This is a genomic window from Streptomyces sp. NBC_01717 (genome assembly GCF_036248255.1).
Lineage (GTDB): Bacteria > Actinomycetota > Actinomycetes > Streptomycetales > Streptomycetaceae > Streptomyces.
In genome coordinates this window covers 265353-291907 of record NZ_CP109179.1, presented here as the reverse complement: position 1 = coordinate 291907, position 26555 = coordinate 265353, and the positions used below count along the sequence as shown (strand labels likewise).

At 67.2% G+C, this 26555-nt stretch carries 16 protein-coding genes and 1 pseudogene; 13 read left to right on the top strand and 4 right to left on the bottom strand.

Annotated elements, in window-relative coordinates; all coding sequences use genetic code 11:
• Window positions 1-883 precede the first annotated feature (883 nt).
• The 4 genes and pseudogenes from OHB49_RS43200 to OHB49_RS43185 form a co-directional block, all read left to right on the top strand.
• Window positions 884-1396 (top strand): sigma-70 family RNA polymerase sigma factor, encoded by a 513-nt coding sequence (locus OHB49_RS43200; RefSeq protein WP_329167058.1) that lies wholly within the window; start codon window positions 884-886, stop codon window positions 1394-1396.
• A 94-nt stretch (window positions 1397-1490) separates the two neighbouring features.
• A complete protein-coding gene (locus OHB49_RS43195) occupies window positions 1491-4871 on the top strand; it encodes an AfsR/SARP family transcriptional regulator (RefSeq protein WP_329167057.1) in 3381 nt (1126 codons plus the stop codon).
• Window positions 4872-5022: 151 nt separating this feature from the next.
• Window positions 5023-5262, top strand: a complete 240-nt coding sequence (locus tag OHB49_RS43190; RefSeq protein WP_329167056.1) for an acyl carrier protein — start codon at window positions 5023-5025, stop codon at window positions 5260-5262.
• 147 nt (window positions 5263-5409) lie between these two features.
• Window positions 5410-5674: pseudogene (locus OHB49_RS43185) on the top strand (zinc ribbon domain-containing protein); the annotation flags it as partial.
• A 70-nt stretch (window positions 5675-5744) separates the two neighbouring features.
• On the opposite strand, the gene OHB49_RS43180 reads toward OHB49_RS43185, so the two are convergent.
• The gene (locus OHB49_RS43180; protein ID WP_329167054.1) at window positions 5745-9086 is read right to left on the bottom strand and encodes a right-handed parallel beta-helix repeat-containing protein; all 3342 of its coding nucleotides are present in this window, start codon (window positions 9084-9086) and stop codon (window positions 5745-5747) included.
• A gap of 272 nt (window positions 9087-9358) precedes the next feature.
• On the opposite strand from OHB49_RS43180, the gene OHB49_RS43175 reads away from it, so the two are divergent.
• Window positions 9359-10588, top strand: coding sequence for a S8 family serine peptidase (locus OHB49_RS43175; protein ID WP_329167052.1), 1230 nt, complete (start codon window positions 9359-9361; stop codon window positions 10586-10588).
• A gap of 107 nt (window positions 10589-10695) precedes the next feature.
• On the opposite strand, the gene eccCa is transcribed toward OHB49_RS43175, so the two are convergent.
• Complete coding sequence (gene eccCa / locus OHB49_RS43170) at window positions 10696-14685, bottom strand: type VII secretion protein EccCa (RefSeq protein WP_329167051.1); 3990 nt, start codon at window positions 14683-14685, stop codon at window positions 10696-10698.
• 352 nt (window positions 14686-15037) lie between these two features.
• Between eccCa and eccD the strand changes: the two genes are divergently transcribed.
• The 8 genes from eccD to OHB49_RS43130 all read left to right on the top strand — a co-directional run bounded on the left by eccD (window position 15038) and on the right by OHB49_RS43130 (window position 23910).
• On the top strand, window positions 15038-16438 hold the full coding sequence (gene eccD, locus OHB49_RS43165; protein WP_329167049.1) for a type VII secretion integral membrane protein EccD: 1401 nt from the start codon (window positions 15038-15040) through the stop codon (window positions 16436-16438).
• Window positions 16439-16452: 14 nt separating this feature from the next.
• On the top strand, window positions 16453-17934 hold the full coding sequence (eccB, locus tag OHB49_RS43160) for a type VII secretion protein EccB (RefSeq protein ID WP_329167048.1): 1482 nt from the start codon (window positions 16453-16455) through the stop codon (window positions 17932-17934).
• Between the two features lie 397 nt (window positions 17935-18331).
• The gene (locus OHB49_RS43155) at window positions 18332-18673 is read left to right on the top strand and encodes a WXG100 family type VII secretion target (protein WP_329167047.1); all 342 of its coding nucleotides are present in this window, start codon (window positions 18332-18334) and stop codon (window positions 18671-18673) included.
• 140 nt (window positions 18674-18813) lie between these two features.
• Window positions 18814-19134 carry a WXG100 family type VII secretion target gene (locus OHB49_RS43150; RefSeq protein WP_329167045.1) on the top strand — a complete coding sequence of 107 codons (321 nt, stop codon included), beginning with the start codon at window positions 18814-18816 and terminating at the stop codon, window positions 19132-19134.
• Window positions 19135-19340: 206 nt separating this feature from the next.
• Entirely contained in the window at window positions 19341-19793 is a 453-nt protein-coding gene (locus OHB49_RS43145; RefSeq protein ID WP_329167043.1) for a type VII secretion system-associated protein, read from the top strand.
• Window positions 19794-19855: 62 nt separating this feature from the next.
• Window positions 19856-22975: an AAWKG family protein gene (locus tag OHB49_RS43140; protein ID WP_329167042.1), complete on the top strand. Its 3120-nt coding sequence runs from the start codon at window positions 19856-19858 to the stop codon at window positions 22973-22975.
• A gap of 28 nt (window positions 22976-23003) precedes the next feature.
• Window positions 23004-23576 carry a YbaB/EbfC family nucleoid-associated protein gene (locus OHB49_RS43135; protein ID WP_329167040.1) on the top strand — a complete coding sequence of 191 codons (573 nt, stop codon included), beginning with the start codon at window positions 23004-23006 and terminating at the stop codon, window positions 23574-23576.
• Window positions 23566-23910 (top strand): hypothetical protein, encoded by a 345-nt coding sequence (locus OHB49_RS43130; RefSeq protein WP_329167039.1) that lies wholly within the window; start codon window positions 23566-23568, stop codon window positions 23908-23910. Before OHB49_RS43135 ends, OHB49_RS43130 begins: the two co-directional genes overlap by 11 nt.
• A 66-nt stretch (window positions 23911-23976) precedes the next feature.
• Here the strand turns inward: OHB49_RS43130 and OHB49_RS43125 are convergent, their stop codons facing one another.
• Both OHB49_RS43125 and OHB49_RS43120 read right to left on the bottom strand, forming a co-directional pair.
• Window positions 23977-25014, bottom strand: a complete 1038-nt coding sequence (locus OHB49_RS43125) for a hypothetical protein (RefSeq protein ID WP_329167038.1) — start codon at window positions 25012-25014, stop codon at window positions 23977-23979.
• Between the two features lie 1124 nt (window positions 25015-26138).
• Window positions 26139-26315: a hypothetical protein gene (locus OHB49_RS43120; protein ID WP_329167037.1), complete on the bottom strand. Its 177-nt coding sequence runs from the start codon at window positions 26313-26315 to the stop codon at window positions 26139-26141.
• Window positions 26316-26555: the final 240 nt, after the last annotated feature.

Below are 26555 nucleotides of genomic sequence, written 5' to 3'. Positions count from 1 at the left end.
ACGCGCTCACCGGTGAATGCGGTGAGAAACGAGGCTATGCCCCTCGCGATGCCGAAATTACTGCCAGTCGCGACAGCGGCGCGGGCTCGGACCGCTCGACAGCCAGGGCCATGTACCAGCGCTTGCTCTCACTCTTGACCGAGACGGACTTGACCTTGCCGGCCAGGCACGATGCTGGTGCACCCGGGACGTGCCCGATGCCCTGGAAGCGCACGCGGGTAACAAGGCCGTGCGGGGTGAAGTCTCACTGGCAGCCGTCGCCGTACCTGGGGAAGTCCACCATTTCGAAGCGGACGACTCCGCGAAGACGTGGGTAACCCGGCTTGCCCCCGGCACTTATACGGCGGAAGAACACGGAGAATGTCTTGCCGAGACGACCAAGCATCGCTTGCAGGGAGAGGGACCAGCGTCCCTGACGCTCCGGGGCGAACGCCCGAATCCCCTTGAGCTACGTGGACTGCTGCCGTGCGTTTCGCTCCCCCGCTGACGCCGGAGATGTTCAGGCAAGACCATCGGGGCCCCTCCGGTCTGCGACTTTCAGCGGCACGTCAGCGAATGGCCGCCACGTCAGCGCCACGTCGGGAACTCTTCAGCGCCACCGGGTGGAATCCGTCACATGCCCGTCCGGGCAAACGGAATTCGGCTTGCCGCCGCCCCAGAAAGCGAGAGAGCCATGTTCGCGCCCGCTACATACGCACCGTCCACCGACGTAAAGGTGGACGGACCCGCCCATGGACCAAAGTCGCCTGTGTCCGCTGCCATTCCATGGAAGGCGCCCAACAAGGCGCCGAACCCCATGCCTCGCCCGCACGCCGGATGGCAGGGGTCGCTTGTGCCTCAGGGCACGTCGCTCCCCGCTCTGACACCGTCGCGGCGCGAGGCCGTGCTCGAGCAGGTCTACCGGGACCACTACCGGTATCTGATGTGTCTGCTGCTGTCTCGGGTCGATGGGGACAGACACCTGGCGGAAGACATCCTGCAGGAGACCATGGTGCGCGCCTGGCGCAATGCCGAGCGGCTGGACACCTGCCCTGAGGCCACGCAGGCGTGGCTGACCACCGTCGCCAAGAACGTGCTTGTCGACACCCATCGGCGCCGCCAGGCCAGGCCCAAGGAGGTGGCTTGCGACGCCACACTGACATGGAACATGCCACACAGCCACGACGGGTACGCTCAAGTCGTTGCCGCTATAACCGTGCAGCGGACGCTGCCGAAGCTCAAGTCCGAGCAGCAGGAGGTCCTCCGTCTCGCCTATCTGATGGACCTCTCGATGGAAGAAATAGCCAATCGGCTCGGCATCCCGGTGGGAACCGTCAAGTCGCGGCTGTTCTACGCCTTGCGATCGATGCGGGCGATTCTGGACCGGGCGGACGCCCGTGCCGAGCGCGCCGGCTGATCCGGGGTGGATGCATGGAACCACATCAGTCGAAACATCACTATGATTCGGTCGAAGACCTCAGCTACCTGGCGTTTTACGCCATACTCCTCGTGTGGAGTTTCGGCTGCTCGGCCCTCTCGAAGTGGCCGACGAAGATGGCGAGTTGATCCAGCTGCCGGGCGAAAAGCTGCGGCATCTGCTGGCTCTGCTGCTGCTCAGGCTGCCCGGGCCGGCATCGACCCACCAGCTCATCGACGAGCTGTGGGGCGAGCACGAAGGTCGGGACCCCCTGAACGCATTGCAGGCCCATGTCTCCAAGTTGCGCGCTCGGCTGGGCTCTGAGTCCGTGCAGCGGTCTGGTGACAACTACCGTCTCGCGGTCCCGGCAGCGCTGGACAGCAGCCGGTTCGCACAGCTGGCCGCCGAAGGCAAGGAGGCCCTACGCCGGCACTCCTTCACCGCCGCACGCAGGCTGATGGACGAGGCCCTCCAGCTCTGGCGCGGTGAGATGCTGGTCGGCATTCCCAGCAGCAGCAGCGTCGAGGCGGCTCGCACCCAGTTGACCCGGCTCCGGCAGTTGGCTGAGGAGGACCGAACCGACGCCGCTCTCGCCCTGGGAGACAACGCGGAGCTAATACCCGAGCTCGAGGTCGACGTTGCCCGCCACCCGTACCGAGAGCGGCGGCGCGCCCAGCTGATGCTCGCCTTGTACCGAACCGGTCGGCAAGCCGAAGCTCTGGACTCCTACGCTGAACTCCGCCGCCTCCTGTCGAACACTCTGGGCACCGAACCGTCCCCTCCACTGGCGCGGCTGCACCGGCTGATCCTCCAGCACGACCGCTCGCTGTCAGCCGCCTCGGGCGACCGGGATGACCCCGCGGCCCGGCCCGCGGCTGCGGAACTTAGCCGCACGGAGCCCAGCGCTCCCGCATCGGCCGACCGGGATGACGGCTCCCGCATCGCTCTGCGCAAGGACGGGAGGGACGTACCACAAGCCCCGATCCCCTCCGCCGCACCGGCCGCCTCAACCATCGGCAATCTGCGGGCGCCACTGGACCGGTTCGTCGGCCGCGCCTCGACCCTGGAATCATTGCGCGCCAAGATCGGCCAACACCGGCTGGTCACCGTGGTGGGCACAGGAGGCGTGGGAAAGACACGAACCGTCCTGGAAGTGTGCCGTACCATCGCGCATCGCTACGCCGACGGAACCTGGTTCGTCGACCTGTCTGTGCTGGGCCGCGGCGACAACGTCACCGAGCGGGTTCTCGGCGTGGTGCAGCCGAATGACCCCGACGACGCGGTAGCACACTCGCCCGGAGCCCAGCTGATAGACGGGCTGCGCGGCCGCCGGGCGCTGCTGATCCTTGACAACTGCGAGCACGTGATCGATGAGGTGGCCGAGCTCATCCAGTCGCTGTTGCTGGAATGCCCGTGGGTCGTGGTGGTAGCCACCAGCCGCGAGGCACTGGCCATCGACGGGGAGAGTCTGCTCCCGCTTCCGCCGCTCACTCAGCAGGAGGCCGTAGAGCTCTTTGTGCTGAGGGCCGAACTCAAACGTCCCGACTTGCCGTTCGAAGCGGGCGACTCAGCCATTCACGAGATCTGCGCGAAGTTGGACCGGTTGCCGCTCGCGGTCGAACTGGCGGCATCCCGGGTGGCCCTGCTGCCGCCGATCGAGATCGCTCGGCGGCTAGTAGACCGCTTCCCTCTGCTGGCCGTTCGCTCCCGATCCGCACCACCACGACACCAGACCATGGCAGCCGCCCTGCAGTGGAGCTACGACCTGCTGACCCCGTCCGAACGGCGCGTGCTTCAGGCCCTCTCTGTGTTCGCCGGCGGATGCACTCTGACCGCGGCCGAGACAGTCTGCGGCCCCGATCTGACCGCCTCGTCACCGCTCACCGAGGTGCTCAGTCGGCTGATAGACAAGTCGCTCCTCCTCCGTACGGACACAGAGGCCAACGACCAGGTGCGCTACCGCATGCTCGACACGGTGCGCGAGTACGCCCGGGCTAGGCTCATGGCCGACGGGCGGGGCGAGGAGGTGCACCAACGGATGGCCCACTGGCTGCTCGAGGCGACCGCCCAACTGGCCTCAGAACAGTACCGACTGCCGGTGGCATACATGTGGGAACTCACCTCCGAACACGCCAACGTGCGGTACACGTTGGACTGGCTGCAGAGCCGCGACGAGCACGTATGCCGCGTAGTCCTTCTTGGACGACTCGGCTACTACTGGGCCGCCATGGGCATGGGCGCCGAGGCGGTCCACTGGCTGCAGAACCTGCTGGACCGGAAAGATCCTCCCGGTCCACAGCCCGACGGGTCGCTCGGCCCGGTCACTCTGGCTCAATACCAACTGTCACTGGCCCATGCGCTGAGCTGGTACGCATGGCTCGGCGCCGTGAGCGGACTGCTGGCCGACCCCATCCTGCACGCATGGCAAGCGGTGGACGTGGCCCGACTCCTGACGGACACCGATGTCCTCATCAAGACCCTTGGGCTAACCTTCTGGACCACCGTGAGCCACGGGACGCTCGACGAGGCCCGCGTTGCGCTCATCGAGGCTGACAAGGCGGCCGATGCCGAAGGCCAGACGGCGGCCCGCTCACCGCTCGACTCCCTGTGGGCAAGCTGCCACGTGATCGAGGGGAATGTCGACGCTGCCGCGCGCAAGGCGAAGGCCGCCGTCCACAGCGCCCTCCGATCCAGCAACAGGACGCACCTCCTGGGCGCACTACTGCGGCTGGGCGACATCCGAAACGTCGGCGGGCAGCCAGAAGAGGCACGGCAGCACTGGCGGGACGTCGTCCGTATCGCCTGCGAAGCCCGCGAGGATATCTGGGAGATACAGGGCCGTTTCCGGCTGGCCTACGCCGACGTCGCAGCCGCCCGGTACGCAGCGGCCCTGGAATCCCTGAACGACCCCGTGTTCCAGAATCTCCCAGGCCATGACCTGCCGACCGCCGCGCTCAACCTCCGCGCCATGGCGCAGCTGTTGCTGGGGAGGCCGGACGACGCAGAGCGGACTCTCCTGACCGCCCTCGAGCTGCTCGGTCCGCACGGTCATCCTGTGCGACGGGCGGTGACGGCTCTGACGCTGCGCCACATCGCCCAGCTGCGCGACGATCGGACCGCCGTGTCGCGTTGGACCGAGCAGTTCTCCGCCGTGACGGAGCACCTCGCACCATGGCTGCGCTGGTCCGTGCAGAGGGCGGAGCGTGAGATGGCGGCCTGGACCACCCAAGTCCAGGACCGCGTTCACGTTTTGGACAGCACTTGCTGGCTGGAGGGGTTGTGCCCGGACGAGCCGGAGACTCCCGGCCGCGTGGTGACGCTGTTCCTCGGCGAGCAGCTGACACGAGGTTTGGCCCTGTCCACCGAACCGGCCGGAACGTTCGTCGACCCACTGCCCCACAGCGGCGCATTCCCTGCGCATCACCGCCCCGACCCCGGCACGGCTCCAGAGCGTTCGGGGCGTACCGAGGCATAGAGGGGGCAGCGGCTGCCCGCGCCTCTGCGTGGTCAGCTCACCCGGCGGCACGCGCCAGCAGAGCGTCGCAATTCGAATGACCTCGACTGACCGTCTCATGCGTGTAGCTCTATGCGATCGATGCGACCCGACCTACTACATGGAGCATCCCATGAGCGACATTTTTGATGGAATGCGACAGATCCTGACTCAGCGGTTCCATGCCGCCGAAGAGCAGCTCACGCCGGATGCGAGCCTGGACGACCTGGGCATGGACTCGCTGGACCGCGTGGAGTTCGCCCTGATGCTGGAGCAGGCGCACGGCATCAGATTTGGCTCCGACGTGGACGGCGTCCGCACGCTAGCCCAGACCGCAGCGTTGATTGCGCGCAAGAAGGGCGCTGTCGAATGACGACCGGCAGCCAACCTGGTGGGAGCCAAGCGCGGAAGTCAGGTTCGGTGTGGCGCCGAGGGGGCCCTCCCGGACTGCGCGCACACGGAGGCGGCCCCTTCGGAAGCGAACTTCAGCATTGTCTCGGCCTCGCAGAGGTTGCGAGCTGCCTTCCACCAACTGGAAACCTTCCTTGAGTTCAGGGCACGCCGGGCAGGCGTCCCGCTGGTGTACGTCGATCCGGCGTACACCAGCCAGGAATGGCCGAGTGCCATCGCATCGAGAGGAAGAACCGGGTCGACCAGGCCCTCTTCATCTGCCAGAAGTGCGGGGTCGTTGCCCACGCCGACCGGAATGCTTCCCATAACACGCCCAACGCGGCGAGGCTGTGTGGATCGCGGGGTGTGAGTCACGCGCCCCAGCACCTTCCTAGGTGCCTGGACGGAGTAGGCCACACCACTGTCAGCGGTGCCCTACCTCCAAGCCCGGTCGTTCACGGCCGGTCAAGTTGACTGGACTTCCAGCCGTTGACCGATCGAGCTGCTGGCTGGCAGGTCTGCTGGCAGGAGCAGCTTGAGGTCCTCTACGCTGGGGGCGTCCAGGCCGCCGAGTCGGCCCGCCTGGCGGGTGATCATGTTTTCCAGGAGCTTGCGGGCGAGCCGTGCGTTCCCGAACGAGCGGTCACGTGGCAGGGCGCCGATGTGGCTGTGCAGCGCGGTGAGCGTCTCGGGAGCGCACTCGTACCCGGAGGCGGCAGCATGCCCGGTGACGATGGTGACCAACTCCTCGGTGGAATAGTTCTCGAACTCCACGAAGCGGGAGAACCGGGATGCGAGGCCCGGGTTGGAGTCGAGGAATCGCGCCATCTCCTCGGTGTAGCCGGCCACGATGACCACGGTGTCGTCGCGGTGGTCCTCCATCAGCTTGAGCAGGGTGTCCACGGCCTCGCGGCCGAAGTCGTTGGACGATCCGCCGGGGGTGAGGGTGTACGCCTCGTCGATGAACAGCACACCGCCCATGGCGCTGTTGAAGACCTCTTTCGTCAACTGCGCCGTCTGGCCGATGTACTGCCCGACCAGATCGGTGCGGGCGACCTCCACCAGCTGGGGGCGGCGCAGCACGCCCAGGGAGTGCAGCAGTTCGGCGTAGAGCCGCGCCACGGTGGTTTTGCCGGTTCCGGGCGGTCCGGTGAACACCAGGTGGTTGCTGATCTTGGGGGCGGGCAGGCCGGCTGCGACCCGCTGGCGGGCGTTGGAGAGCAGATTGACCAGGTCTGTTACCTCGCGCTTGACCGAGCTGAGGCCAATCATTGCTTCCAGCCTGGCCAGGGGGCTGTCAGCGTCGTCCGTCTGTTCCGCGGCGCCGCGGACGCTCGCGGCTACGGTATCGCCTACGTCCTCGGGCAGGAGCAGCGACAGGTCGCTCTCGCTGGGGTCTGGCATAGCGGCGAGCCGGAACGACTGCCGGTCGATCATTTCCTCGAACATACCTCGGGCGGCGCGGCCGTTGCCGAACGTCGCGTTCCGTGTCATCCCGTCGAAGTGCAATGCCAGAGCCTCGCGTGTCAGCGGCTCCAGCTTGTACTCGTGGCTGGCGCACATGGACTCGGTGATCGTCACCAGCTCTTCTACTGAGTAGTTGGCGAATTCGACCGTGCGGGTGAAGCGTGAGGCAAGGCCGGGATTGGCGGACAGGAAGGACTCCATCTGCTCCGAGTAGCCGGCTGCGACCACGACCACGTCGTCGCGGTGGTCCTCCATCAGCTTGAGCAGGGTGTCCACCGACTCCCGTCCGAAGTCGTTGGACGAGGCGCCCTCCGGGGTCAGGGTGTAGGCCTCGTCGATGAATAGGACACCGCCGAGGGCGCTGTTGAACGCCTCCGTGGTCTTGATAGCCGTGCCGCCGATGACCTGGGCAACAAGGTCGGCGCGCGCTACCTCGACGAGGTGACCGGTGCGCAGCACGCCGAGTTCCGCCAGGATGCTGCCATAGAGCCGGGCGACCGTGGTCTTGCCAGTGCCAGGAGGGCCCGCGAAGATCAGATGGCGGCTCATCGACGCGACGGGCATGCCGAGCCTGATCCTGCGCTGAGCGAGCTGGTTGAGGTTGACCAGAGTACGGACCTGGTGTTTGACGTTCTCTAGGCCGATCAGCGCCTCCAGCTCGGCAAGCGGCCCTTCAGGCTCGGCCTTGGCGACGCTGACACCGCTGCCGGAGCCGCCCACGGCGCCCCTGGCGTTCTCACCCCAGGCGTCTTCGGCGCCGTTGTCCACGCTGTTCAGGGACGAGACCGCCAGTTGCTCGCTGGAGCGGCTCTGCTTGAGCCCGGCACCCTTGTTGTCGCGTACAACGCAACCCTTGAGGGACACCTCGTGTTCGCTGTCGACTCGGATACCGTCGCCCGTGCTGCCGGTGATCTCGCAGCCGGTCAGGGCGGCACGGCCGCCACGCATTACATGGACGCCGTGGGCCTTGGCACCCTGCACCCGCACCCGTTCGAGGGTAATCTCGCCATGTGCCTGGACGGCCACGCCGGAATCGGCGCTGGACTCGATCAGACAGTCTCTCAACGTTCCCAAGCCGTACTCCGCGACCATGAGGCCTGCTTTTGCGGCCGAGCGCAGCACCGTGTCGGAGACGAACGGGTCTGCCTCGTCCGCGATGTGCAGCGCGGCGCCGCCCGCCGACTCGATCTCGCAGTGCTCCAGACGTCCCCGGCCGTCGGCCGAGATTTCCACGCCGTTCCCGCCGGAGCCGCTGACGATCGCGCGGCGCAGCAGCGGGTTTGCGCTGGATTGGATGGAGATGCCGACTCCGGCAGCGTCCACGACCTGCAGCCGGTCGAACTCCGCCGCGCTGTCGTCCGCGAGCAGCACGGCAGCGGACTCGCAGCGGCAGTCGCGTACCACTGTGTCGATCAGGATGGGGGAGCTGCCCTCGGCGACGCGGATCGCGGGCTCGGCGGAGCTGGTGAACTCGCAGCCCTCCAGTGTGCCGCGGGAGCGGTCCAGGACCAGCAGCCCGCTGTGCTTCGGCTTGCGCGTACGGCAGTTGACCAGCAGCGGATCGGCGCCGCCGGAGATCACGACGGCGCTGCCGGAGATCGAGGTGAACTCGCAGTCCTCAATCTCCGGGCGGGCGATGCTGGTGATGAACAGGCCAACGGACGCGTCGCGGACGGTGGTGCGCAGCACCCGGGTGGAGCTGTGTCCCTCGAGGGCGATGGCAGGCTTGTCCGTGCCGGAGATGTCGCACTCCTCTACCGTGCCCCGGGCCTCGCCGTTGGCCAGGATGCCGTTGCCGCGGGCGCCGCGCACACGGCAGCCGCGCACGGTGGGCCGGGCCTGTTCCCCGATCACCACGGCGGAGGTGCCGAGGTTCTCGAAGTGGCAGTCCTCGATGGAGCTCTCCGCCTGCGAGGTGTCCACGATGCCGGCCCCACCGGGATTGCTGATCCGGCAGCCGCGGGCGGCCAGCGAGCCCGAGCCGCGCATCAGGACGGCTGCCCACCCCGAGCCGGTGACGGTGCATCCGTCCAGGGCCACCTGTCCTCTCGCCACGTCTACAACCGGGATCTCCTTGTCGTGACCGCGCAGGACGAGATCGGTGAGCATCACCGCGTCTGCCAGGAGGTTGATCGCGCCCTCACGGCGCGGGCAGATCTCGACGCTTCCCCGGTCGCCGTCGGCGACGATGGTGACCCGGGTCCTGATGACCAGGCTCTCGGGGTAGCGTCCGGGCTTGACCCGGATCACCGCTCCGGTGCGCGCCTGCGCCAGTGCCTCACCGATCGTCTGGAAACCGTCCGACCGGTCTGGGCCGACCATGAGCAACTGCCGTGACACGCGCCTCAACCCTCCTCGATGTCGTGCTGAGATCCGCCGCCCGGATACGCGGGGCAGGCGGTGAAGCGGAGCGAGTCTCCGACGCTCCGCAGCTTCTTTCCGGACCACGCCCGCACACTGCGGGGGAGCTTCGGGACCGTAGTTGTTTCACCCGACTGCCGGGCTGCGGCGCGCACGCGAACAGGCATGACGCGTCGATCGGCCTCGCGTAGTGAACTGGAGTGCTCCGCTTGTGCATACACGACCGCCGGAGCGCGCTTATCATGCGCGTCATGACAAGCCATCTGATACACCGACTTATTACTATCGCCGTGGCTGCCTCCGCCGTGCTCCCCGCCGCGTCCGGCCCGGCCGTCGCCGACCAGACCGCGGACACGGCATTCCAGACCTCGGCGGATCCGGGAGCGATCAGCCTGCCCCCGCTGCCCGTTCGCCTCGGGGCCGGACAACCTTGCACCGTGGCGTCTCAGAAGACCGCTACGGCGGCGACCTGGTCCGGGAGCGCACTCGGCCTGCACCGGGCGCATCAGCTCTCCGAGGGCGAGGGCGTGACCGTCGCGCTGGTGGACACCGGAGTGGGTTCCGGCGTACCCGCGCTGTCCGGCCGGGTGACCGCCCTCGGCGGTGCGGGCACCGACTGCCCGGGCCACGGCAGTTTCGCCGCCGGGCTCATCGCCGCCGCGCCAGAGAAGGGCAAGGGGGTGGTCGGGCTCGCCCCGCAGGCCCGCATCCTTGCCGTGAGCGGCACAGACGACCGCGGTGCGCCCAGCGTGCAGCGTGTCGCCCAGGGGATACGTGCCTCCGCCAAGCGCGGAGCTGAGGTGATCTACGTCGGCGCGACTCTGCGCACGGGCCGAGCGGAGCTGGCCTCGGCCGTCGCGTACGCCGTCCGTGAGGACGCTCTGGTGGTCGCGCCGGCGGCCCCGGACGCCGTGCCGCGGGAGGAGCTGGGCCCCAACGGCGAGCTGCCGCGCGGCCCGTACTGGCCCGCGGCCCTGCCCGACGTGCTCTCCGTGGTGGACTTCGGGCCCAGTGGCGTACGGCAGGAGAAGGCCCCGCCCGCCTACCGGCCGGAACTCGCGGCGCCCGGTGGCGGCATGGTCAGCGTCGGCCCGCGCGGCTCCGGGCACTACATCGGCTCCGGCGCCTCGCTGGCCGCCGCCTGCGCGGCCGGCGCTGCCGCCCTTGTACGCGCCTACCACCCCGAGATGACTGCCGAGCAGGTCAGGCGCCAGCTGCTGGAGGCGTCCTACCCGTCTGACATCCCCCGGCTTGATCCGTACGCGGCCATGTCCACAGTCCTGCCGGCAGCCCGTTCCCAGAGCGCCATCAAGGCAGCCAAACCCCCGGCGGCCCGCATGCCGGCGCCCCCCGACAACCGGCCCCGCACTCGGGGGCTGGCCATCGCCGCGGTCTGCCTGGCCGTGGTGCTGCTGGTCGGCGCCGCCGGCGTGGTCATCCCACTTGGCCGGGCCAGAGGCTGGCTCCCGCCGGGGCGCTAGACGTGCGCACGGAGCCGAGAACGGATCCTCGAACACCCTGACGGCCGGGCAGGGCGCCGCTGCGAACGGTTCCATCCCGGCCACGGACGTGGGCCTGCCATACGGCGTCATGTGGCCTCGCCCTCCGCCAACGCCGTCTGCACCTGCACGCTCTTGCGGCGGGCGATACGTACCGCCCGACCAGGGATAAGTGTGCGGCCCTTGACATTGCCGAAGAGGTAGCCCTCTGAGGGCGGGCAGGACATCAGCAGGGCGGGAGTGTTGACCTCCTGGAGCCGCCGCAACAGCGACTCGTTCAGACCGCGCCCGGCCCCCGCCGAGGAGCGCGCCACGACGATATGGAGGCCAACCTCGTACCCGAGCGCCAGATGGTCCAGGAGCGGCATGAAAGGCTGCGCCAGCGGGCCGGTGCCGACCATGTCGTAGTCGTCCACCAGAATGAACAGCCGCGGACCGGTCCACCAGTCGCACAGCTTCATCCGCGAGGGGCTGACGTCGGCGTCTGGCACCCGCTGCTTGACCGCGCGCGCCACGCCGTTCACCAGCTCCTGGAGCACGTCCAGCGACACAGCATGCCCCAGCCGGTACTCCTCGGGCACTGCCTCCACCAGCTGGCGCCGGTAGTCGACGGTCATGATGCGGGCCTCTGCCGGGGTGTACGAGTCGGTGATGCCCTTGGCGAGCACCTTCAGCAGGTTGGTCTTGCCGCACTCGGTGTCGCCCACCACGATCATGTGCGGGTTCTCGGAGAAGTCGTGCCACACCGGCGCCAACTCGTTCTCCTCCAGCCCGATCGCGATCCGCAGATCACCCTCCGGGGTGGGCAGTTCGCTCACCTCCACCCGACTGGGCAGCATCCGCACAGGCGGTGCGCTGGGGCCGGTCCAGCTCTCGCTGACCGCAGAGACGAGGCCAGCGACACCGTCCGCCAAATCGTCGGAGTCCTCCACTCCGTCGATCCTCGGCAGCGCCGCGAGGTAGTGCAGCCTTTCACCCGTCAGCCCACGGCCCGGGCTGCGCGGCACGGCGGCAGCCTTCCGCGAGTCGATGTGTGAGTCCATCGAATCGCCCATGCGCAACTCGAGTCGGGTGCCCGCCTGGTCGCGGACGGACGCCGACAGCTCCACCCACCGCGCAGTGGTGACGATCAGGTGCACCCCGTAGTTGAGGCCCCGCGCGGCGAGCGCGTTGAACGTCGGGATGTGCGTGTCGAAGTCCTGGCGCACTGTCGACCAGCCGTCGATCACGAGGAACACGTCGCCGTGCGGCTCGTCCGGGAACTCCCCTTCCGCCCGGCGCTTGCGATAGGTGGCCATGGAGTCGACGCCATGCTCCAGGAAGAACCGCTCCCGGCCGCTCAGCACCGCGTTTACCTCGGCGACCGTGCGACCCACCCGCTCGGAGTCCACACGCGCAGCCACACCGCCCATGTGCGGCAGGCCGCTCAGTCCGGCCAAGGTACCGCCGCCGAAGTCCAGGCAGTAGAACTGCACCTCGCGCGGAGTGTGGGTCAGAGCGAGCGCGGTGATCAGGGTCCGCAACAGGGTGCTCTTGCCGCTTTGCGGACCGCCCGCGATGGCCACGTGGCCGCCGGAGCTGGAGAGGTCCACCGTCAGCAGGTCGCGGAGCTGGTCGAAGGGCCGGTCCACGATGCCCACGGGGACGGTGAGCCTGCCCCGTGACGGCCAGTCGGCCGTGGTGAGCCCGAAGCGCGGGTGGGGTGCGAGCGGCGGCAGCAACTGGTCCAGCGTGGGTGGCACATCCAGCGGCGGCAGCCAGACTTGGTGCGCGGGCGGGCCGGAGCCACGCAACCGCTCCACAGCCACCGACAGCAGCGTCTCGCCGCTCTCTGCTTCCTCGGCCTCCGGCTCCGGGGCTTCCTGGCTCTCACCCAGCTCCGGGTCCGCGGCGGGCGCTCGCGGGACGACCCAGCCGGACGTCCACGGCACGATCTGGCTGGCCACCTGGGCCTGCACGACAGCACTTCGCCGCTTCACGTAGGGGCCCGAAACATAGGCGGCTCGGAAGCGGGTGAGCGCGTCCACCCCGCTTTTGAGGAAGCCGCTGCCGGGCTGGGCGGGCAGCTCGTAGGCGTCAGTCACCCCGAGCACGCCGCGGCTCTCCATCGCCGAGAAGGTGCGTAGACCGATTCGGTACGAAAGGTGGCTCTCTAGCTGGTGGATCCGGCCTTCGTCCAGGCGCTGCGAGGCCAGCAGCAGGTGCACGCCGAGGCTGCGTCCCAGGCGGCCGATCATCACGAACAGGTCCATGAAGTCGCGGTGCATGGAGAGCAGTTCGCTGAACTCGTCCACGACCACGAACAGGCTGGGCAGGGGCTGGAGTGGTGTGCCCGTCTGCCGTGCCTTCTCGTACTCCACCGCCGAGACGTAGTTCCCTGCAGAGCGCAACAGCTCCTGGCGGCGCATCAGTTCCCCGTGCAGGGCATCCTGCATCCGGGAGACCAGCGCCACTTCGTCGGCGAGGTTGGTGATGACCGCCGAGGTGTGCGGAAGCTCGTCCAAACCCAGGAAGGTCGCCCCGCCCTTGAAGTCGACGAGGACGAAGTTGAGCGTCTCCGAGGAGTGGGTGAGGGCCAGCGCCAGGACCAGGGTGCGCAGCAGCTCGCTCTTGCCGGAACCGGTGGCTCCGATGAGCATGCCGTGCGGACCCGTGCCGCCCTGGGCCGATTCCTTGATGTCCAGCTCGATCGGGGCGCCATCGCCGCTGACGGCAATGGGGACCCGCAGCCGGCCGCTGCCGGTAAACCGCTTCCACAGCGAGGACGGCTCATGCCGGTACAGGTCAGGGATGCCCAGCAGTGTCGTGAGCTGCACATCGGCGGAGAACGGCTCGCCCACCTCGCCGCCCAGCCCCATCCGGTACGGGGCGATCAGGCGGGCGACGGCCTCGGAGCCGACCGGGCCCAGCCGGTCGGGCGCGCCCAGCACGGTCGTCTCCTCTTTGCGATCGCGATCGGTGCGCACCAATGACAGGCGGTTGTCCTTGAGTTCCAGGCGAAGCGTGGTACGGCCAGGCTTCCACGACAGGGCCCCGGTCAGGTCGAGGACGACCGCGTTGCGGAAGCCCAGCCCGTCGAAGCGGTGACCGTCGGGGATGGTGCAACCGTCCACCACGACGACCATGAAGGGCTCCTCGCGGCCGGGAACGGCCTCCGGGTCGCACGCGGGGCGCTCCTGGAACTCGGCCCCCAGGAGGTTCTCCAACTCACCGAATGCCGAGGCGATCAGGCGGGTCGGCCCGGCCCCGTCCTGCTCGTGCCGGTGCAGGCTGTGCGGCAGCCACTTGGCCCACTCCCACTCCGCACGCTGCTCGTCGGAGACGCACAGCGCGATCCACACGTCGTCGGGGGAGTGGAATACGGCGAGCTGGGCGAGCAGCGCGCGGATCACACCACGGATCTGCTCTTCGTCGCCCCGGAGGAGAACCTTCGACCACGCCTTGAGGTAGACCGCGATCGGCTGCTCCGGAACGTTGGAGTACGCCCGGATGAAGCTTCGCAGCGCGTGCGCCGACAGTGGCTCGAGGTCCTCCACGGGTTTGGTTGACAGCGGGGTCAGTGTCATGGCGAGCCGCTGGTCGCCGACGCCGACCCGGACCTCGAGGAAGTCCTCGTCTGACGGGCGCCGTTCCCACAACCGGGTACTGCGTGCCAAGCTGCCCAGCGCCTCAGGTGCCGGATGCCGCCAGGACAGGGCTTTTTGCTGCTCGGTGACGGCGGCCCGCACCTTGCGCCGGGTCTGCGCCAGATAGCGAAGGTAGTCACGGCGCTCACCCTTGAGTCGCTGCTTGCGCTCGCCGCTGCGGCGCATGACCTGACCCAGCATCATGCCTGCGGAGGCCAGCACCATCAAGCCGATGGCGATGTACATGAGCCCGCCGCTCGACCTGGACATCCCGGGCCGCATGAACATCATCATCATGGACACCGACATCAGCGCCATGGGCAGATAGGTCCAGACTGCGGAGCTGTCGGGGACGACCTCCGGCAGGGTGGGCGGCTCCTGGAGGCTGACCTCCCCCGACGGCATCTGCGGGCCGTGCCGGCGCGCGGGCCGCCGGAACAGGATCACACTCAACGAATTAGCCTCCTCGACGAGGTCTGAATAATTCCCTGTGGAAAACGGCCACATGGCGAGCGTGTGATGAGCTCTGCGGCTGTCGTCCGAAAAGCGGCACAAAAATCACGGCAGGCTGGAATTGCCGAGCCGCAGCACCGGAACCGGGTCCGCAATACCGTGCCTGCGGCTTCCAGGAAAGCATCCTGAAATCTTTTCCGCTCAGGTTGTCAACCGCCGCGGAGAAGCGTAAAACTCTTTGCCGCGTACCCGTTTGCGATCCAGGCTCGTAAGTCGTGGAGCCGATCGGCATACACGCTCCGACATTCCAGCCACCGCGCATGCGGTCCTGTCAGGAAGCAGAACCAAGCTCATGACTGACAAACAGGCGACAAGCCTGTGCCGCCTCACCGTCCGCGCCCCCGCAAAGACGATCGACCTGGCTGTGCCCGCCGACGTGCCCGTCGCCGATCTGTTGCCCACTGTGATCAGCTACGGGGGAGACGACCTGGAAGAAGCCGGGTTGGAGCATGAAGGTTGGATCCTCCAGCGCCTCGGCGGCCCGCCGCTCGATCCTGAGAGTACCCTGGACTCCCTCGGGATGCGCGACGGTGACGTGCTCTTTCTCAGGTCGCGCACCGATGCGCTGCCCGAAGTGCACCTGGACGATCTGGTCGACGGCATATCCACCAGCATGCGGGGGCGTCCGTACGGCTGGAGTGCCGAGGCCAGCCGCCGACTGCTGCGGGGTCTGTTCGTCTCCGTGCTCGCCCTCGGCCTCGTTGTTCTCGCCCTGCCCGGCCCATCGCCATCGCTGCGAGCCCTAGCCGCAGGCCTAGCTGGGCTGCTGCTCGTCGCAGGGGCGGGCTCGGCGAGCCGGGCCGTCGGGGACACGGCAGCGGGCGCGGCCATCGGCTTCATGGTCGCCCCCTATTTCGCGCTGGCCGGCTGGCTGCTGCCCGGAGGTGAGTTGAGCGGTCCGCACGGCGATGCCGTGCTCGGCGCCAGACTGCTGGCCGCGGCGGCAGCCGTTGCGGGCGGGGCGGTGCTCGCCCTGGCCGCCGTCGGCCTGTACCCAGCGTTGTTCCTAGGTGTCGCCACGATCGCCGCGGGTGGTGCGCTCGGCGCTGTGGTGATCATCGTCGGGGGACTCGGACCCGAACAGGCCGCGAGCGTGGTGGCGTTGGCGGCGGTGCTCCTGGGCGGTTTCGTGCCGTCGTTGTCGTTTCGGCTCTCCGGGATGAGGATGCCTCCGCTGCCCACCAACGCCCAGCAACTGCAGGAGGGTATCGACCCCTACCCCACCAACGAGGTCGAGCGCCGTTCCATCCTCGCAGACGGCTGGATGACCGCCTTCTATGGAAGCGTCGGCCTGATCTGCGTGCCCTGCCTGGCGGCCATGGCCTCCCGCCCTGGACTCGCAGAGATCTGCACCATGATCGCGCTTTCCCTCCTGCTGCTCCTGCACAGCCGGGGCCTCGGCAATGCCTTGCAGCGCATCGCGCTCACCGCGGCGGGGGCATGGGGCGCCGCCCTGCTGCTGTTCGTCTCGGCGCTCGGCTTCGGCGCCGCCGACCGGCTGATCTTCACCGCTAGTCTGCTCGGCCTGACGGCGTCCATCGCCATCGCCTCGTGGACGGTGCCCGGTCGGCGACTCGTGCCGTACTGGGGACGCGCGGCCGAGGTGCTGCACTCCATCGCGGCGTTCAGCATGCTGCCGCTCACGCTCTGGTCGCTCGGCGTCTACGGCGCCCTGCGCGGCCTCAACGGCTGATCGGAGGCTGGAACATGCAAAACAAGCGCGACCAGGTACAGGCGCACATGTTCGTCATGGGGCGACTGGCCTCGGCCATGCTGCGGGCCGAGCCCGACGCCCCGGAAAGCCCCTCGGGTCGGACCAACCGAGCCACCTCCCTCAGCGTGATCATCGCTTTGATCCTGTGCGCGGGTGCCTTCGTCTTCGGACTCCTCAAGCCCGGCGGTAACACCTCGTGGCGCACCTCCGGCGACCTGATCGTCAGCAAGGAGACCGGCACCCGCTTCGTGTACCTGAACGGCCGTCTGCGCCCGGTACGCAATTACGCCTCCGCGCTGCTGCTGGCCGACGGGAACCTGAAGACCACGACGGTGGGCGACAACTCGCTCCGGGGAGAGCCCCACGGCTCACCCGTCGGCATCCCGGGCGCCCCCGACACCCTGCCAAGTGCGGGCGATGTGAACAGCGGTCCCTGGCTTGTGTGCTCCGGCCTCGCACCAGGTACCGGCGGAGCCGTCAGAGCCGTCACCATACTGGCCGTTGGCAACCCCGATCCAGGCGGCGCCGGCGGCGCACGGGAGCTTGGCGGCAAGGAGTCTGTGCTGGTCCTGGGCCCGGATAAAACTGCGTATCTGGTCTGGCAAGGCAGGCGGCTGCGCCTGGATGACAAGGCGGACGCCGCCAAGGCGTTGGGCTACGGGTCGGTGACACCGCGCCAGGTCTCCGCGTCATTCCTGAACGCGCTCCCCGCCGGGCCCGACTTGGCGTCTCCCGAGGTGCCTGGCAGGGGAGACGCAGGACCCGACCTGGGCGGGCGCAGGACGAGGATCGGACAGGTCTTCCAGGTGGATGTGCCAGGAGCCGCTCCCCGCTACCACCTGCTCACCCAAGACGGGTTGGTCCCGCTGACGGACACGGGCGCCGCGCTCGTACTCGGCGACCCGCGGACGCGCGCCACAGCGTACGCAGGCGGAACGGCCACGGTGGCCCGCCTCGGCACCGACGCGCTGACCGGCCACCTGGCCTCGGCCACAGCTGTGCAACGGGCGGGCGCAGGAGCACTGCCGCAGGCCCCGCCGAAGGCGGTTGACGTGGCCGCCGGTTCCCTCGCCTGCGCCGGGGTCGACGCAGCTGGTGGCAGCCCGCGGACCAGCACCCTCGTGCTGCCGGAAGAGGTCGTCGGCCTGCCTGCCCAGCCGCCCTCCGACGAGGTGGAGCCGGCCTGCCTGGACGTCGACGCCATCACCGTGCGGGCTGGAAAGGGCGCTCTGGTACGGGCGTTGGGAGCCGCCGGGAACGTCCTCGGGGACACCACTTATCTGGTGACCGACTCCGGGGTGAAGTACTGGCTTCCGTCGCAGGAAGCCGTCAAGGCCCTGGGCTATGAGGGGACGCGGCCGCAGGCGCTCCCCGCGCCGTTGCTGGCGATGCTGCCCACTGGGCCAGACCTTGACCCCGAGTCCGCGTCAACGGGCGGACATGTCTTCAGCATGCGGTGCAAAACCGGTAAATAGCCCGTCTGTTTACAGAATCGTCCAATCAGGCACCGTCCTGGGCTTTTGGGGCCGAAGACTTGATGAAGATTTGAGCTTCACTGTCGGTGTCTTTGCTGTTGTCGACCGTGACATGGAGGGGCTCTATGTCCAAAGTGCCCGTCTGTGGTCCGCATTAATGCTCAGGTGAGCGGCCTTGCAATTGAATTCTGCTCAGCTGAGCATTTGAGCGTCATTTCATGGGTCATTCCCACACGTCGATGCGTTGCCTGACGCCGTGTTCCTTGTCTAGTATCCGGGGTTGCCCCCCTGAGGCGCCGCCCCGTGGACAAACGGTCTGGCGTGCTGCGCGCACAGAATGCGAGCAGCGATGGAGTCCTCGGGGGGTTGAATGCCGTAATCCTTCTTTGAGAGGAGAATGCGCGTGGCGGCCATGCAGCAATCAGAAGTAGGCGCGACCCGAAATGGAATCTCGGCGCTCGAGCAGGCCCGCGGCGGTGTCCTGAGGTGCCAGCAGGACGTCCAGAGCACGAGGACGAACCTCAGCTCCGGCTACGGAGGCGCCGACGGTGGTGCCTTCGGCAGCCTGCTGGACCAGTGGGACCAGAACGCCGAAATCATCCTGTCGAACCTCGACCGCATGATCGACGAGCTCAACCAGACGCTGAGCGAGCACGGTATGACGCAGGGCTCTGCGAACGACTCGATCAGTAGCGAGATCGGCAAGTCCGGCTCTGTGTTCGACCAGCTCAACCCCTGAGCGGCCTAGTCCCACAGATGTGATCGGCCACTGATCCGCCCTCGTTGGCTCGAAGGAACCCCCGCATCCACAGGCTCCTGCCCCGCCCACTGGCAGCTGCCCTCAACCGGCATCACATGGTGAATTGAGGAATCAAATCGATGGACTTGAGCGACGGCTACATATACGTCGACTACCGCCACACCGAGAACGCGGCGGAGGACATGGTCAGCCAGACACAGGCGATCATGAGCATCTTGGCGAACCTCGAAATGGAGCTCTCTGAGCTGCGCAACAGCTGGGTCGGTGACGACAGGCAGGTCTACAGCGAAGTCCAGGCCAAGTGGGACCAGGCCGTGGAGAACATGAAGACCCTGTTGGCCAGCCACTCGTCCCTGCTCACCGACATCTCCGGCAACTACCGCTTCACCGAGCAGAACCTTGCGCAGAAGTGGGGCGACATCCGGATAGGCGGTCGCTGACCGCTGCCGAGTTCGCGCACCACAGTCGTACAAGAGCAAGCTCGCAGACCAGTGCTGCCGGCCTCAGCCGTGCCGGGCGAGGCCGGCAGCGCAGGTTCATCGCGGGCACCATGCCCCGCCCCCGATTCGTGTGAGCGGCAGATCCCTGATTCCGGGAGCCCACGGCCGGCGATCCGCATCTGCCTGAAGAGGAGAAAGGAACCTCCATGGCACCCACGACCACAGTCCTCGACAGCGATTGGCTGAAGGAGTTCATCAAAGAGCACGTCGTAGAGTTCCGGGCGGCCTTGGAGAACCTTCTCAAGGACGATCCCAGCGGGCTGTCGATGGAGACCATCAGCCTCGGTGACATCTCCAGCAAGACGATCATGTCCAAACGCCCGCTGATTCTCGGCCCCATGGCGGGCGACGGCGATCTGGTCGGCGGCTCCGCCCTGAACGAGAAGGTCAAAAAGACGGCAACGGACATCAACAAGATCTTCACCGATCACAAAGTCCTCTTCGCGGATCTGGAGGATGCGCTCTGGGAAACCATCAAAGAGCTGACGGAAAATCAGAAGAAGAGCCTCGACGAGATTTCCGCTGATGAGTTCCTGGATATCTTCGACGACGTCGACAGCGACATCTCGAGTACTGGCCAAGACCAGACCCAGAACTAGCAGGGCCCGGACGGGTCGTCTTCCCCCTTACGCAGCGGAGCCCAGTGATGCCTGACCCGAGCATGAACAACGACGATTACTGGAAAAAAGCAGTCGACATGCTCACCGGCTATGTGCTGCCGGAGCGGAAGACGCTGTTCGACGACATCAAGGGAAACGAAGGCATTCCGCTGATGCACGTGCGAATGCCGCATGAGGGGTCCGAGTTCGACGCCAATTTCGTGTCCGGCGGCGGTTGGCAGTACGACAACACTGACTACGTCATACCCTTCTTCCTGGCGGCCTACGGACCCACCGAACCCGGCTCGGGGAGCCGCCTGGACAGGTGGTGGGCGTACATCACCTTCATTGGGCTTGGTGAGGACAAAAGCAATCCGCCGGGCGGTGAGGAATCATTCGTCGGTGGCGAGTTCTCGAGCGGCGTCCTGAAAGACCAAGGCCGCGATAACAAAGACGGCCAGTACGTCAAGTGGGACAGCCGCGCCCTGTACCAGTACATCGACGGCTCCGGGGAAGCCCTCTCCCAGATCGCTTACCAGCCCTACAGCACCCACGGCTACAGCAACCGTGGCCTCAACGTGGACGACAGCTTGTACGTCGATCTGCTCTCCTTCACCGAAGTGGGCAGATCCTTCGATCGAGCCGTCAATTTCTTCGAGGACGCCGCCAAGCGCATGGAGGAGTGGGACGCCAAAGATATCGGGGAGGCGAGCGAATCCTGGAGCGGCACCGGAGCCAGCCTCTTCAAGCACCTTGTCCACAAGCTCCGGAAGAACTATGAGGGCTACGCCGAGCAGCTCAACGGGGGCGAGGGCAACGCCAGCGAAGTGTCCCTCGACGGATACGAACTCACCTCGAAGCCCGCCCGGGCCCTGGTCCGCGCCCAGGCCGTGCTCCGCCAGGAGGCGGAGAATCTCTACAACACCTGGCTTGCTTGGTTCGATACCAGAAACCCGTATCGCTGGCTCTATGACCTCCTACAGCAGGTGCGCTTGGAGCTGTTCGACACCCAGTACGACCACACCGATGTCGACGTTGAGTCTATGTTCGACACTACGGTTTTCGTCTCGACCGCGGGTTTTCGGCAGATGATCACCATCGAGGGCAAGGACTACGGCCGGCCTAACGAAATCAGCACATGGAAAGCGATCGCTGAGGAAGCCATCCGCCGCTGGGACCACCACGCGCAGGAATGGCTGAGCGCGGCGGGCGCTGAATCCGTCGTGCGCATCACCGAGGCGCTACGCGACGTGTCCGCGGCGTTCGAGGGCAGCCTGACCGACCGTGACCACCAGTCCCTCAGCGAGATCGCCAACAAGGAGCAGGTGGAGAACGAACGCAAGCAGGCGGAGAAGGACCGCGATGAGACCCGCAAGCAGTCGGATGAGGATCGCGAGCAGGCGAAGAAGGATCGCGATGAGGCCCGCGATCAGGCGGACAAGGACCGCGAAGAGGTCCGGAAGGATCGCGAAGAAGCGCGCAAGCAGGCGGATGAGGATCGCCAGGAGGCGAAGAAGGACCAGGACGAGGCCCGCGCACAGGCGGAGAAGGACCGCGCGGAAGCGCGTCAGCAGGTGGGCCAGGATCGCGCGCAGCAACAGAAGGATCGCGAGCAGGCGAAGAAGGACCAGGACGAGGCACGCGCACAGGCGGAGAAGGACCAGGACGAGGCCCGCGCACAGGCGGAGAAGGACCGCGCGGAAGCGCGTCAGAAGGTGGGCCAGGATCGCGCGGAGCAGCAGAAAGCCCAGGACGAGGCCCGCGCACAGGCGGAGAAGGACCGCACGGAGGCCAAGAAGCAGGCTACCGAACAGCAGTCGATGGCCATGTCCCAGACGAGCCGGCAGCAGGCCAAGGACGACGCTGAACGCGAACGGCTCCGCAAGCAGCAGGAGCAGGACCGTCAGGAGGCCCGCGCTCAGGCGGAGAAAGACCGAACAGATGCCCGCAATCACGAGTCCGAGGCCCGCGCCCAGAGCGACAAGGACCGTGAGGACGCGCGCAAGCAGCAGGAACAGGACCGCGAGCGGCTCCGCAATGAGCAGGATCAGGCTCGTCAGCAGGCCACCCAGCAGCAGCAGGCAGCGCGCGATCAGGCTAACCACGATCGAGAAGCAGCTCGTCAGCAGGCGCTCAAACAGGAGACGCAGTCCAAGCTCGACCTGGAGCGGGACAAGACCGATGCCCGCGCCCAGTACCAGCGTGACCTGGCCGACGCCAGAGCCGAGCGTGGCACCGCCGAACAGGCCGCCGACCAGCACGCCGCACAGGCCAAGAAGGACTTCGAGCAGGCCCAGGACGACGCCAGGGACCAGCGGGACCAGGCCCATCAAGAGGCCGATCGTGAACGGGCCCAAGCCAAGAAGGAGTACGAGAAGGCGCTCGCCGACGGGAAGATCAGCGCCGAGGAAGCCAAGGCCCAGTACGACCGCAAACTCGATGACATCAACCAGCGCGAGCAGGACGCCGTCCACAAAGCCGACCAGGCAGAGGCGAAGGCCAAGGAGGAGTACCAGCGGCAGAAGGACGCCGCGCAGCACGAGCGTGACAACGCTCGCCAGGACGCGGAACAGGCCCGGAAGCAGGCCAAGGCCGACTATGACCGGCGCATGGCCGACATCCAGTCCGAGTCCGACCGGCTGCGGTCCCCCCAGAAGGACATGAACCAACTCATCCGTCAGCGGATCGATGGCCTTTCTCAGCCCGGCGGCCTTTCCTCGACGTACTCGCCCTACGGCTCGGAACTCGGTGGAAACCTCTACAACCAGGATGATCTGGCGTCCGCACTGGGCCGCGACGACCAACTGGCGGCCAACGCCTCCGCCGGCCCCGGCGGATATCCCGGAAGCCCGGGGATGTTCCTCCCACCCGGCAGAGGCGGCGGGAGCGGCGGCGAGGGCGGCTCTGCCGCGGAGCGCACCCGCACCGTGGTTGAGCCCGGCGTCGGCCGTGCCGGCCGGCGTGGCACCACTCTCGAGGAGCAGGAGAACAGCGTGAAAACACGAGGCTCCGTGCCGACGGCCAGCGGTATGCCGTTCGCCCCCCCGATGGCCGGAGGCATGGGGCCGCAGCAGAACCAGTCCACCGAGAGCGGAGACCGTGAACGCACCACCTGGCTGGCCGAGGACGAGGACGTCTGGGGCACGGACGAGGGTGGTGCGCCGCAAGCGCTTGGGCGGTGACGGGAACGTTCCCGCGCCAGTGTGCGCGATGAGCCCGCACCAGACCGGCAAGGACAGTTGGAAGAAATCGGAGGAGAGTGCTGTGAAGGAACCCATGGAACAGCGTCTGGCTGACGCCATGGCCCGGATCAAGGCCACAGAGGAAGCGGTGGCGAAGGCCGACTCGGAACTCAGACAGGCGACGATCACCACACGGTCCACAGACAGGTCCGTGCAGGTCACGGTGGGCTCGCAGGGCGCGCTGATCGGCCTGGAATTCCTTGACGGCAAATACAAGAACATGGCAGCCGCCCAACTGTCCTCCGCCATCCTGCAAACCGTCGAGAAGGCCCGCGCGGAGATGGCCCGGCGTGTGGTGGACACCTTCGAACCGCTCACCAAAGCCATCGGTGACGGGTCCTTCTCCGACCACGTGGGCGTGGACTGGGAGACTATCTTCGGCTCGCTCCTCGACGGAGCGGAGCAAGGGGAAAAGCCGTCCAGCGCGACGGACCGACTGCGCGACGAGATCCACGAGGACGAAGCGGAAGCGTTGCCCGCGCCCGCTGGTAAGAGAAATGCCACCAGGAAGGCGAAGGGAGCGAGACAGCATGGGCAATGAATACTCGGCGGACCCCGACGGCATCCTGCAGGGCTGCTCGAAATTGGAGGATGCCCGCGTGATCGCGGAGCGGCTAGCACCCGAGTTCGAAGAACGATCGGAGAGATTCTTCGGCTGGTGGGGCGAAGAGGGTTGTGACGATGACTTCGCCAACCAGGTTGGGCCGGCGTGCCGCGACGAGTTCGAACGGGCCTGTGCAGCGGTCGCCTCCGTCGGCAGTGGATTTGGGGGCCTTCTCCACGCGTTCGTCGGGCAGGCACGATACGTTCAGAATCCGCAGAACATGGCTCTCGACGACATCCACCACGAGGGATCGCAGACGGAGAGACGCTAGGCGGGTTTTTGCGTCGCCCTGGGGACGGGGCGGCGCATCGTATGGACATCCGCAACAGCAGTACTTTCAGCATAGGGAAAGACGGATATGGCGATTGAGTTCTCTCCGAGCCTCAGGCAGTTTCTTGAGGTTTGGGTGGGCGCCAGTGTGGCGTCGGGGAATGAGGACCTGGGCTATGACAGCCGGTTGCCGTATCAGAAGCTGGCGGATGACCTGCGGGGGTTGTCGACTGCGATGCAGGGTGCGATCTCGCAGGTGGGGATTTCGATGCCCCCGGCGGTGGCGGAGCAGTTCATCGGGGCGATGAAGCTGTTCGTCGACGACCACGGTGTGAATTATCTGTACCGGATGTCGGATGAGCTGGAGAAGACGGGCGATCGGCAGGTCGATCGTTCGCGGAAGCTGGCCGAGGCCAAGTACGAGATTCTGATCGAGTTCTCTTTCATGAATCTTGAGTTGGCGTTGATCGCGTTGTTGTCGGTGTTCACGGGTGGGACGTCGCTGCTTGAGGCGATGGCGGTGCGGGCGCGCACTGCTTTGCAGATCATTTTGATCATGCAGCGGATGGGGCGTGCTGTGCCGACGCCGTTCACGGCTGTGCTGGAGGCGCTTGAGGAGGCGTTCACGTCGTTCTTCGCGCAGTTCTTGTCGATGACGGTGCCGGACAATCCGGATCGGCAGCGGAAGGGCTTCGACTGGGTCGACGTCGGCAGGTCGGCGTTCGTGGGGTTCTTCGCCGGGTTGTTCGGCGGTGCGTTGGCCGAGGTGTACGGGAAGTTTGTCACGAAGCATTTCAAGGACAACCGCTGGCTGAAAGAGGGCTCGGAGGTTCCGTTCGCTTTTGTGAACGAGGGTCAGGCTGAGACGTTTGCCATGGGGCTTCAAAGGTGGGTATTTGACGGGAAGCCCGGGCTCAGTTGGCAAGATTTTTGGATGGCTGGTGTCAGTGGTGCGTTGACCACCAGTGCGGAGATTGTGGTGGGTGCGGCGGGTCTGGGGCTGCATCACCAGTTTTTCCTGAGGCCTTCGCTGAACGACAACTCTTTCGTCGACAAGCCGGGTGTGCTGGACTCGCCGGATGCGGTGCGGGTCAACAGCGCTCACCCGTTGGCGGTCGGGGACTGGGAGGGCGCACGGTTCACGGTGCCGCCGGAAGCGCTCGGCGTCGAGGGACGTGTCGGTCCTGGCGTGCCGGATATGGTGCGGCCTGCCGTTACGTTGTCCTCTCTGCCCCCGCTCCTGCTTCCGCCGAACGGCCCCGGAGTTCCGGGTGCGGAGGTCGGACTCGGTGCGGTTGCTGCTTCGGGATCCCTGCCGGGTGCGGACGTCCCTGACTTGACGGATGCTCCACGGTTCCCCGGCAACCTGAGCGTTGTCAGTGACCTGAGCGTTGTCAGTGACCTGAGCGTTGTCAGTGACCTGAGTGAGGTCAGTGATTTCAGTGACGGGGCGTCGGTTTTCAGCGATGTCAGCGATGCGTCGTCGTTCACCGATGTCGAGGACGACTCCGTGTCCGTCTCGGACACCGGTATGGATACCGGTATGGACGCCGGTATGGATACCGGTTTGGGGCTTGTGAAGGGTGCGGGCGCGCCTGCGGTGAGGGCCGATGGGGCTGTTGGTGCGACCGGGGTGTTCAGCAGGTCTGGCTTGCCCGAGGCTGCGGAGGCGGGCGGTGAGCTGCGGGCGGGGCGGGGCGGGGCGGGTTTGGAGGGTTCTGCCGGGGCCGGTGCGCAGGTGCGCGGTGCGGGTTCCTCGGGGGCCGGCGGGGAGGTGCGTGGTCCGGCGTCGGGGAGCGGGGCTCGGGCCGAGGACGGCACGGTCGAGGGTGTGCAGTCGCAGGACGAGACCGGGCTCGTGTTGGAGACAGCGCACGGAGCCGGCCAGGACGACGGGCTGGGCGCGGGGGATTCGCGTATGCCGACGCTGTCCGGGGCCCCGGAAACGTCTGGCACTTCGGCAGGCGCTGGTTCTGCTCATTCGTCTCGCGCCGGCAGCTCGATCTCCGCGCCGGGTCCCCAGACCGGCGAACCGCGGATAAGCCGGCAGGACAGCCAAGGCGTGGACGCGGTCGCGGACACGGAGGTGTCCCAGGGGCGGGAAGACGGTGGCGCGGGCGAGGTCGAATCCATGCCGGCGCTCAGCGGCCCGACCGTCCCGGTGCGCCCCGCCGTCTCCGCAGGTCCCGCTGCGGGCGTGCCGACCGTTACGGGTCAAAGCCCTGCGGGTCAGAGCCCTGCGGGTGACAGCGAGGTCATCGCTTCGGCTCCCTCGCCGACCGCAGCCGCAGCCGGGTCCGGGACGGGGACCGGGGTCTGGCAGGACAGCACGTCCGGCACCGCGACCACAGCCACAGCGGCAGGGACACCGACGCCGTCCGCCACGCCCGCATCTTCTGCTGCCACGATCTCCGGCACCCGGACGCCCACGACGAGCGGGGACCCCAGGACCGCTGGCGCCCCGGCCGCCTCTGGCGCAGGGGTGATGGGTACGAGTGGTGGTCGACCGGTCCGGCAGTCCGTGCCGGGTGTGGTCAGGCCGTCTGTGGAGAGCACGGTCCCGCGGATTGTGGTGGAGCCGGTTGCGGGTGTCACGCAGGGTGGTGTGCTGCCCGCGCAAGGGCAGCGCGGTGCGGGGCGCGACGG

Coding starts and splice junctions, on each gene's coding strand:
- OHB49_RS43130 (WP_329167039.1), top strand. CDS start 23,566: ATGGGCAATGAATACTCGGCGGACCCCGACGGCATCCTGCAGGGCTGC.
- eccB (WP_329167048.1), top strand. CDS start 16,453: ATGCAAAACAAGCGCGACCAGGTACAGGCGCACATGTTCGTCATGGGG.
- OHB49_RS43135 (WP_329167040.1), top strand. CDS start 23,004: ATGAGCCCGCACCAGACCGGCAAGGACAGTTGGAAGAAATCGGAGGAG.
- OHB49_RS43140 (WP_329167042.1), top strand. CDS start 19,856: ATGAACAACGACGATTACTGGAAAAAAGCAGTCGACATGCTCACCGGC.
- OHB49_RS43175 (WP_329167052.1), top strand. CDS start 9,359: ATGACAAGCCATCTGATACACCGACTTATTACTATCGCCGTGGCTGCC.
- eccD (WP_329167049.1), top strand. CDS start 15,038: ATGACTGACAAACAGGCGACAAGCCTGTGCCGCCTCACCGTCCGCGCC.
- OHB49_RS43150 (WP_329167045.1), top strand. CDS start 18,814: ATGGACTTGAGCGACGGCTACATATACGTCGACTACCGCCACACCGAG.
- OHB49_RS43155 (WP_329167047.1), top strand. CDS start 18,332: ATGCGCGTGGCGGCCATGCAGCAATCAGAAGTAGGCGCGACCCGAAAT.
- OHB49_RS43190 (WP_329167056.1), top strand. CDS start 5,023: ATGAGCGACATTTTTGATGGAATGCGACAGATCCTGACTCAGCGGTTC.
- OHB49_RS43145 (WP_329167043.1), top strand. CDS start 19,341: ATGGCACCCACGACCACAGTCCTCGACAGCGATTGGCTGAAGGAGTTC.